Raw genomic sequence first — 6688 nt, forward strand, 5'->3', positions numbered from 1 at the left:
CTCCTGAAACATCCGTTCCTTCCGGACCAATGATTGCTAAAACAGAATCAACAGGAGCAGCACCTCCTTCTTCCACACCTTGCTTCAATAATACTCCGTTGAATTCGGACTCAAAATCCTGAACCGCTTTATCGGTTTCAATTTCAGCAAGAAGATCACCTTCTTTCACTGTATCGCCTACATTTTTATGCCATTTCGCCACTTTACCTTCCGTCATCGTATCAGAAAGTCTTGGCATGGTAATAACTTCTACACCGGCAGGAACTTCTGCTGTGGTTTGTTCTACAGCTGTTACCTGATTTTCAGTTTTAGATTCCTCTTCAGATTTCTTTTCTTCAGAACCAGATGCAGCTGCCGGAGCATTGCCACCTGTTAATCCTGAAACATCTTCTCCTTCATTTCCTATAATCGCTAAAACAGAGTCTACCGCTGCTGCATTCCCCTCTTCTACACCTACATATAAAAGGGTTCCTTCTATTTCAGATTCGAAATCCTGAACGGCTTTGTCTGTTTCAATTTCAGCTAAAATATCGCCTTCCTTTACTTTATCTCCTACTTTTTTATGCCATTTTGCCACTTTACCTTCCGTCATCGTGTCGGAAAGACGAGGCATTGTAATTACTTCTGCCATAATTTTCTAATATGATAATTTGTTAATGTGATGATGTGAGAATTAAAAATAATTAATTCATTTTCAAATTCTCAAATTATCTAATTATTATTTTCTAATTGATCTAAGAACGGATAGTCTTCCTGAGCGTAAACGTATTCATAAATTTTCTCTGCAGTCGGATACGGAGAGTTTTCCATAAACTCGATACATTCTTCAACAAAATCTCTTGATTTGTTGTCCAAAGCTTCCAATTCTTCTTCTGTCGCCCAGTTATTCGCTAAAATTCTTTGCTTTACCAATTCAATAGGGTCATCATTTTTATGAATGGCAACTTCTTCCTTGCTTCTGTAAGGTTCAGCATCAGACATTGAATGTCCTCTGTAACGGTACGTTCTGGCTTCGATGAAAGTAGGTCCGTCTCCTCTTCTCGCTCTTTCAATAGCTTCATAAGCAGCTTCCGCCACTTTTTCAGGGTCCATTGCATCTACCGGAAGACAAGGCATTTCGTATCCTAAACCTAATTTATAGATATCTTCGTGGTTGGCTGTTCTTTTTACAGAAGTTCCCATCGCATATTGATTGTTTTCCACCACAAATACTACAGGTAATTTCCAGTTCATCGCCATGTTGAATGTTTCATGCAATGAACCTTGTCTTGCTGCCCCGTCACCGAAGAAACAGATATTCACTGCTTTTCTGTCGAAATATTTATCCGCAAAAGCGATTCCTGCTCCTAAAGGAATTTGTCCTCCAACGATTCCGTGACCGCCATAAAAACGGTGCTCTTTACTGAAAATGTGCATAGAACCACCCATACCTCCGGACGTTCCTGTTGCTTTACCACAAAGTTCCGCCATGATTCTCTTAGGATCTACTCCCATCGCCATGGGATGGATGTGGCATCTGTAAGCGGTAATCATACTATCTTTGGTTAAATCCATTGCATGTGTAAAACCGGCAGGAATAGCTTCCTGGCCGTTATACAAATGTAAGAAACCTCTGATTTTTTGTTTTAGATAAAGAGAACGGCATTTGTCTTCAAACCTTCTCCACATTGTCATATCTTCATACCACTTCAGGTATACCTCTTTCGAAAATTCTTTCATGTGTTAGCTCTTTGCTTATTTATGATGAAATAGTTGAGCAAAATTATAAAAAAAACTTTGTTTTTATTGTATACCGAACCAATTGTTTTTTCAGTTTAATCTTATATTTGAATTTTAAACTTATTATGGAAGAAAAACAACCTTCATTCATACATACCATTTCAAAAATTATATCCGATTTTTTCAATCCTCTTGTTTCCTTATTCATATTTTTCATTTATATGAGTGTTCAGGCGTATTCTTTAAAAGATTCGTTGTTGTATTTTTTACCGATATTATTAATGATTATAGCACCCGTCATCATTTGGCTGGTCTGGAATGTAAAAACAGGAAGGTATACCAATATGGATGTTTCCAACCGGGTACAAAGGAAAACCTTATATATTTTCATTGCGGTTTGCGTTGTCTTGTATCTTATTTTCCATTATGTAAAAAATGGCTCTGTTGATTTTGTGATGCTTTTTATCCTTATTCTTCTTTTCGCATTACAAATCAGTAATTTCTTTATTAAAAGCTCTATGCATACGGCTTTTAATGTTTTTGTGGCTGCTTTGTTTTTTGCTTTGGACTGGAAAATGGGTTTAGCATGGCTGGGAATTGCCGCTTTGGTAGGAATCACCAGGGTTATTTTAAAAAGGCATACTGTAAAAGAAGTATTTATGGGAGCAGGAATAGCAATTCTGGTATCTTTTATTTATCTTTATTGCAATATACAGTTTCAACATTAGAATCAGGAAGATCATATGAAAATCAATCACCTCACCGCTGCGGAAGAAAATTTAATGAAGCTTTTCTGGAAGCTCAACTCTTTTTATCTAAAAGATGTTATGGAACAGCATCCGGAGCCTAAACCGCACCAGAATACCGTTTCCACTTATCTTAAGATATTGGTTGAAAAAGGATATCTCTCCACTGTAAAAGAAGGAAGAATATTCAAGTATACCGTTATGGTTCCTCTTGAAGAATATAAAAAATTCCTTTTAAAAGAACTTTCGTATCATTTTTTCAATGATTCCGGAAAAGAGATCCTTCAGCTTTTGTTCAGTGAAAACCTGATCTCCCAAAATGACCTGAAAGATTATTTTGATCTGAAGATCGAAATGAAACCAGTAAAGATCAAAGAACCGAAACTTGAAATAGCAGAGGAAATCCTGAATCCGAAAAAGGATAAAAAAGGCAAGGACAAGAAGAAAAAGAAGAAAAAAAACTAAAAAACACTGTAAAAACCTGATCATGAAAACAAAATTTAAGGAAATCATACAAAAGGCATGGGAAGTCCTGCTTCGATATCCGATGGTCCTTACGATGGCGCTTCTTGCTTCTATAGGAGCTGTATGTGCGTTTGAAAGCAATCAGTATAAAGATATTCTTTTTACCTACTTAAAATTTACCGCATGCTGCTGTATTGGAATTTCATTGATGTTTGCTTTAAAAATGCTTTCTCAAAGAATTGGTAAAACATTTTTTCTGGAACTTATCGGAATCGCTTTCCTGATCATATTCTACTTTATATTGCCTTCAAAGGAAAAAGATTTCACGGAGGTGTACGGCTACGTTATTGCTGTTACCGCATTATTATCTCATTTACTCGTTTCATTTGTTGCTTTTTTAAACAGAGACCGGGAACTCAGATTCTGGCAATACAATAAGAATCTTTTCATTAATATTTTCCTCACTGCTGTATTTACGGGTGTTCTTACGGGCGGAGTTGAGCTTGCGATTCTTGCTGTAGACAAATTGTTTGACTTCAATTTTAATGACCGGTTTTACACGGATACTTTTTATGTCTTAGCTATATTCGGGAGTTGCTTTATTTTTCTTCTTTTCAATGAAAGAGGGCTTGATCACCTGGAAAAAGACGGAAAATATCCTGTCATTTTAAAGTTTTTCACTCAGTTTGTTTTAATTCCTCTTTTATTCATTTATCTGGTTATCCTCTACTTCTACTCTCTTAAAATACTAATTAACTGGGAACTTCCGAGAGGCTGGGTATCTTATCTGATTTTAGCCTACAGTATTGTTGGAATTCTGGCATTGCTGTTGGTACATCCGCTTAAAGAAGATCATACAAAATCGTGGGTGAGAATATTTTCAAAGGTGTTTTACTTCACTATTATTCCTCTTATAATCCTTTTGTTCACCGCCATTTTCACGAGAATATTGGAATATGGATATACAGAGCCAAGATATTTCGTACTGCTTTTAGCGTTGTGGTTATTGAGTGTAGTCATCTATTTTATCATCAACAGAAAATCGACTATTAAATATATTCCGGTCAGTTTATTTGTATTTGGTGTCTTTGCTTTGATATTTCCTTATTTCAATGCGTTCAGTGTAGCCAAAAGAAGCCAGAAAACAGAATTAATAAAGCTCTTAAATGAAAACAGACTTCTTGTCAACCACAAAATCGATTTTCAAAAGAAGGTTACCGATACCATCGTTAACGAAATTGCCAATAAATTTGAATTCTTAGCTAAAAGAAATCAAGCGGATTTTCTTGTTGCTCTCGTTCCCGTGAAAGATCAGAAACAATTGTCAAAAGACATTGCCTCCGTAGATTTCTGGTCGGTTTCCGATCATGTCAAAAACAGCTTTATTCATACAGACAGAACAAAACCTGCTGCAGAATATGAAAGATTAACCATTCAATCTGAAAATAAAGTCATCAAACTGGAAGACTATACTTATATGATCAGTTTAAACAGATCTAATCAGGAAACAAGAGAAATTAATGGAGACCATTTCAATATTATCGAAAAGCCTGATCGTAATTCGGTTTTGAAAATAGTACTTAATTCAGGTGAGGAAGTAGATTTCACTCCTGCGGTCAATCAGTTAATCGAATCTAATAAGAATAAGACCGGAATGGTAAAGCTTCCTGAGATTTCCATAGAAAACAATCTTGGAAAATATCATTTAAAACTGGTACTATTGAGTATCACCCGGGAGAAGAACCCTTATAATACTTCAGGAAATATATATTATAATGATGCCGTATTGCTCATAAAAGAAAAGTAAAGACCTAAAAAAAGCGGCTTAAAGCCGCTTATTATTTTACCAACGATTTCCACCGCCGCCACGGTTGTTACCGTAACCTCCGCCTCTGTTGTTTCCATAACCACCACTTCTGTTGTTATCAAAACTTCTTCTTGGCTTCTCTTCTCTTGGCTTCGCTTCAGAAACGTTTAATACTTTTCCGTTAAATTCTCTCTGGTTAAGAGCTTCGATTGCTTGTTGCCCTTCTTCATCACCCATTTCAATAAAACCGAAACCTCTTGAACGGCCAGTTTCTCTGTCTGTTACAATTTTAGCAGAAGATACTTCTCCGTATTCTGCAAATAGATCCTGCAACTCATATTCTTTAGTTGCGTAATTGATGTTTGAAACAAAAATGTTCATTTTGAATAAATTAAAAATTAATAAAAACTTGGTATATAAAAGAAAAACAACATAAATTAATGAACAAATATTGATTCCAAATATAAACTAATGCAATATACGATTAAAAACTTCAAATCAAAGCTTTTTTATCATTATTTCTTATATTATGTTTAATTCGTATTTTTTATCCGGAAAATAAACACAAAAACAATTGAGAAAATAAATTATTTTCTTCGGATAACTAAATCTCATTTTACAGGAAAAATCAACCATAAACACTACATTTGTAATGCAAATTATTTGATATGAACTACCATACTAGAAAATGGGTAAAACCGGAAGACCTGAATCCAAACCACTCTCTTTTTGGAGGAAGATTATTGCAGTGGATAGACGAAGAAGCCGCACTCTATACCATCATTCAGCTTGAAAATACAAGAGTAGTTACCAAATTTATTTCTGAAATCAATTTTGTAAGCTCTGCCAAGCAGGGAGATATCATTGAGATTGGTATTGAAGTGGTACACTTTGGATCCAGCTCCATCACTCTGAAGTGTGATGTCAGAAATAAAATGACCCGGCAAACCATCATTACCGTTGATAAAATTGTGATGGTAAACTTGGGCGAAGACGGAAACCCGGCTCCACACGGCAAAACAAAAGTTGAATTCGTAAAAGACCGATTAAATAATCCGATATGAAGATTTTCATCAAAAATATGGTTTGCGACAGATGCATTTCTGCTGTTGAAAGTATTTTTAATGATGCAGATATCCCCTTACAATCAGTGAGCTTAGGGGAAGTAGAAACTGCATCAGAAATTTCAGATCAGGAGCTTCAGAAAATTGAGAAGCGTCTGGAAGAAACCGGTTTTGAAAGAATAAAGGATTCAGCACATCAACTTGTTGAAAAAATAAAAAATTTCATCATTATAAAAATTAGCGGCCTTGACATTGAAGAAGACTTTTTGTTATCCGAATTTTTAAGCGCTGAACTCCATAAAGATTACAGCTCACTCTCCAAAACCTTTTCACAAAATGAAAACGTTACCTTGGAACAGTTCTTTATCCTTCAAAAGATAGAGAAAGTAAAAGAGCTGCTTTTATACGGTGAGTTCACCTTAACTGAAATTGCAGGAAAATTAGGTTACAAAAGTGTTCAGCATCTCTCCGCTCAGTTCCGAAACAGTACGGGTTTCACGCCTACGGAATTCAAAAAGCTGAAGGTTCATAACAGAAAATCTTTGGACGCCATATAAATAACATTTGTATTCTCGCAGATTGTGCAGATTACACAGATGATTACATGAAAGATTTATTCTTATTTTCTATATATAATACTATCAGAAAAAATCTGCATAATCTGCACAATCTGCGAGAGAAAATACAAAGTTTCTCATATTCTAAACTCATCCCACACTTTCAGGAATTCTATAACTATTATCCTTAAATGTATAACAAGTTTCCAACTCCAATCGAGAAATTTGTACTATAAATTAAAAGGATCATGGAACGACAATACAAAATACTCGGAATGACCTGCTCTGGCTGTCAGAAAAAAATCTCCGAAAAGCTTAACAGCATTGAAG

The 6688-nt window shown here is 35.4% G+C and carries 8 protein-coding genes; 5 read left to right on the forward strand and 3 right to left on the reverse strand.

Annotation, left to right across the window (positions count from 1 at the left end):
• Both ACGHIN_RS15955 and pdhA read right to left on the reverse strand, forming a co-directional pair.
• Window positions 1-631, reverse strand: a 631-nt coding sequence (locus ACGHIN_RS15955) for a biotin/lipoyl-containing protein (RefSeq protein ID WP_390455763.1), incomplete at its 3' end; no start/stop codon positions are given.
• A gap of 80 nt (window positions 632-711) precedes the next feature.
• Window positions 712-1719, reverse strand: a complete 1008-nt coding sequence (gene pdhA / locus ACGHIN_RS15960) for a pyruvate dehydrogenase (acetyl-transferring) E1 component subunit alpha (RefSeq protein ID WP_390455766.1) — start codon at window positions 1717-1719, stop codon at window positions 712-714.
• A gap of 125 nt (window positions 1720-1844) precedes the next feature.
• On the opposite strand from pdhA, the gene ACGHIN_RS15965 reads away from it, so the two are divergent.
• From ACGHIN_RS15965 to ACGHIN_RS15975, 3 genes are read left to right on the forward strand one after another with little or no spacing between them, the layout of a single operon-like run.
• Window positions 1845-2447 (forward strand): phosphatase PAP2 family protein, encoded by a 603-nt coding sequence (locus ACGHIN_RS15965; protein WP_390455769.1) that lies wholly within the window; start codon window positions 1845-1847, stop codon window positions 2445-2447.
• A gap of 15 nt (window positions 2448-2462) precedes the next feature.
• Window positions 2463-2930, forward strand: coding sequence for a BlaI/MecI/CopY family transcriptional regulator (locus ACGHIN_RS15970; protein WP_390455772.1), 468 nt, complete (start codon window positions 2463-2465; stop codon window positions 2928-2930).
• 22 nt (window positions 2931-2952) lie between these two features.
• Window positions 2953-4737, forward strand: coding sequence for a DUF4153 domain-containing protein (locus ACGHIN_RS15975; RefSeq protein WP_390455774.1), 1785 nt, complete (start codon window positions 2953-2955; stop codon window positions 4735-4737).
• A 36-nt stretch (window positions 4738-4773) separates the two neighbouring features.
• Here ACGHIN_RS15975 and ACGHIN_RS15980 read toward each other — a convergent pair whose 3' ends face one another.
• Entirely contained in the window at window positions 4774-5118 is a 345-nt protein-coding gene (locus tag ACGHIN_RS15980) for an RNA recognition motif domain-containing protein (RefSeq protein ID WP_390455777.1), read from the reverse strand.
• A gap of 287 nt (window positions 5119-5405) precedes the next feature.
• On the opposite strand from ACGHIN_RS15980, the gene ACGHIN_RS15985 reads away from it, so the two are divergent.
• Both ACGHIN_RS15985 and ACGHIN_RS15990 read left to right on the forward strand, forming a co-directional pair.
• The gene (locus ACGHIN_RS15985; protein WP_390455780.1) at window positions 5406-5801 is read left to right on the forward strand and encodes an acyl-CoA thioesterase; all 396 of its coding nucleotides are present in this window, start codon (window positions 5406-5408) and stop codon (window positions 5799-5801) included.
• Window positions 5798-6358: a helix-turn-helix domain-containing protein gene (locus ACGHIN_RS15990; protein ID WP_390455783.1), complete on the forward strand. Its 561-nt coding sequence runs from the start codon at window positions 5798-5800 to the stop codon at window positions 6356-6358. Before ACGHIN_RS15985 ends, ACGHIN_RS15990 begins: the two co-directional genes overlap by 4 nt.
• Window positions 6359-6688: the final 330 nt, after the last annotated feature.

This window comes from Chryseobacterium barbadense, assembly GCF_042849955.1.
GTDB lineage: Bacteria > Bacteroidota > Bacteroidia > Flavobacteriales > Weeksellaceae > Chryseobacterium.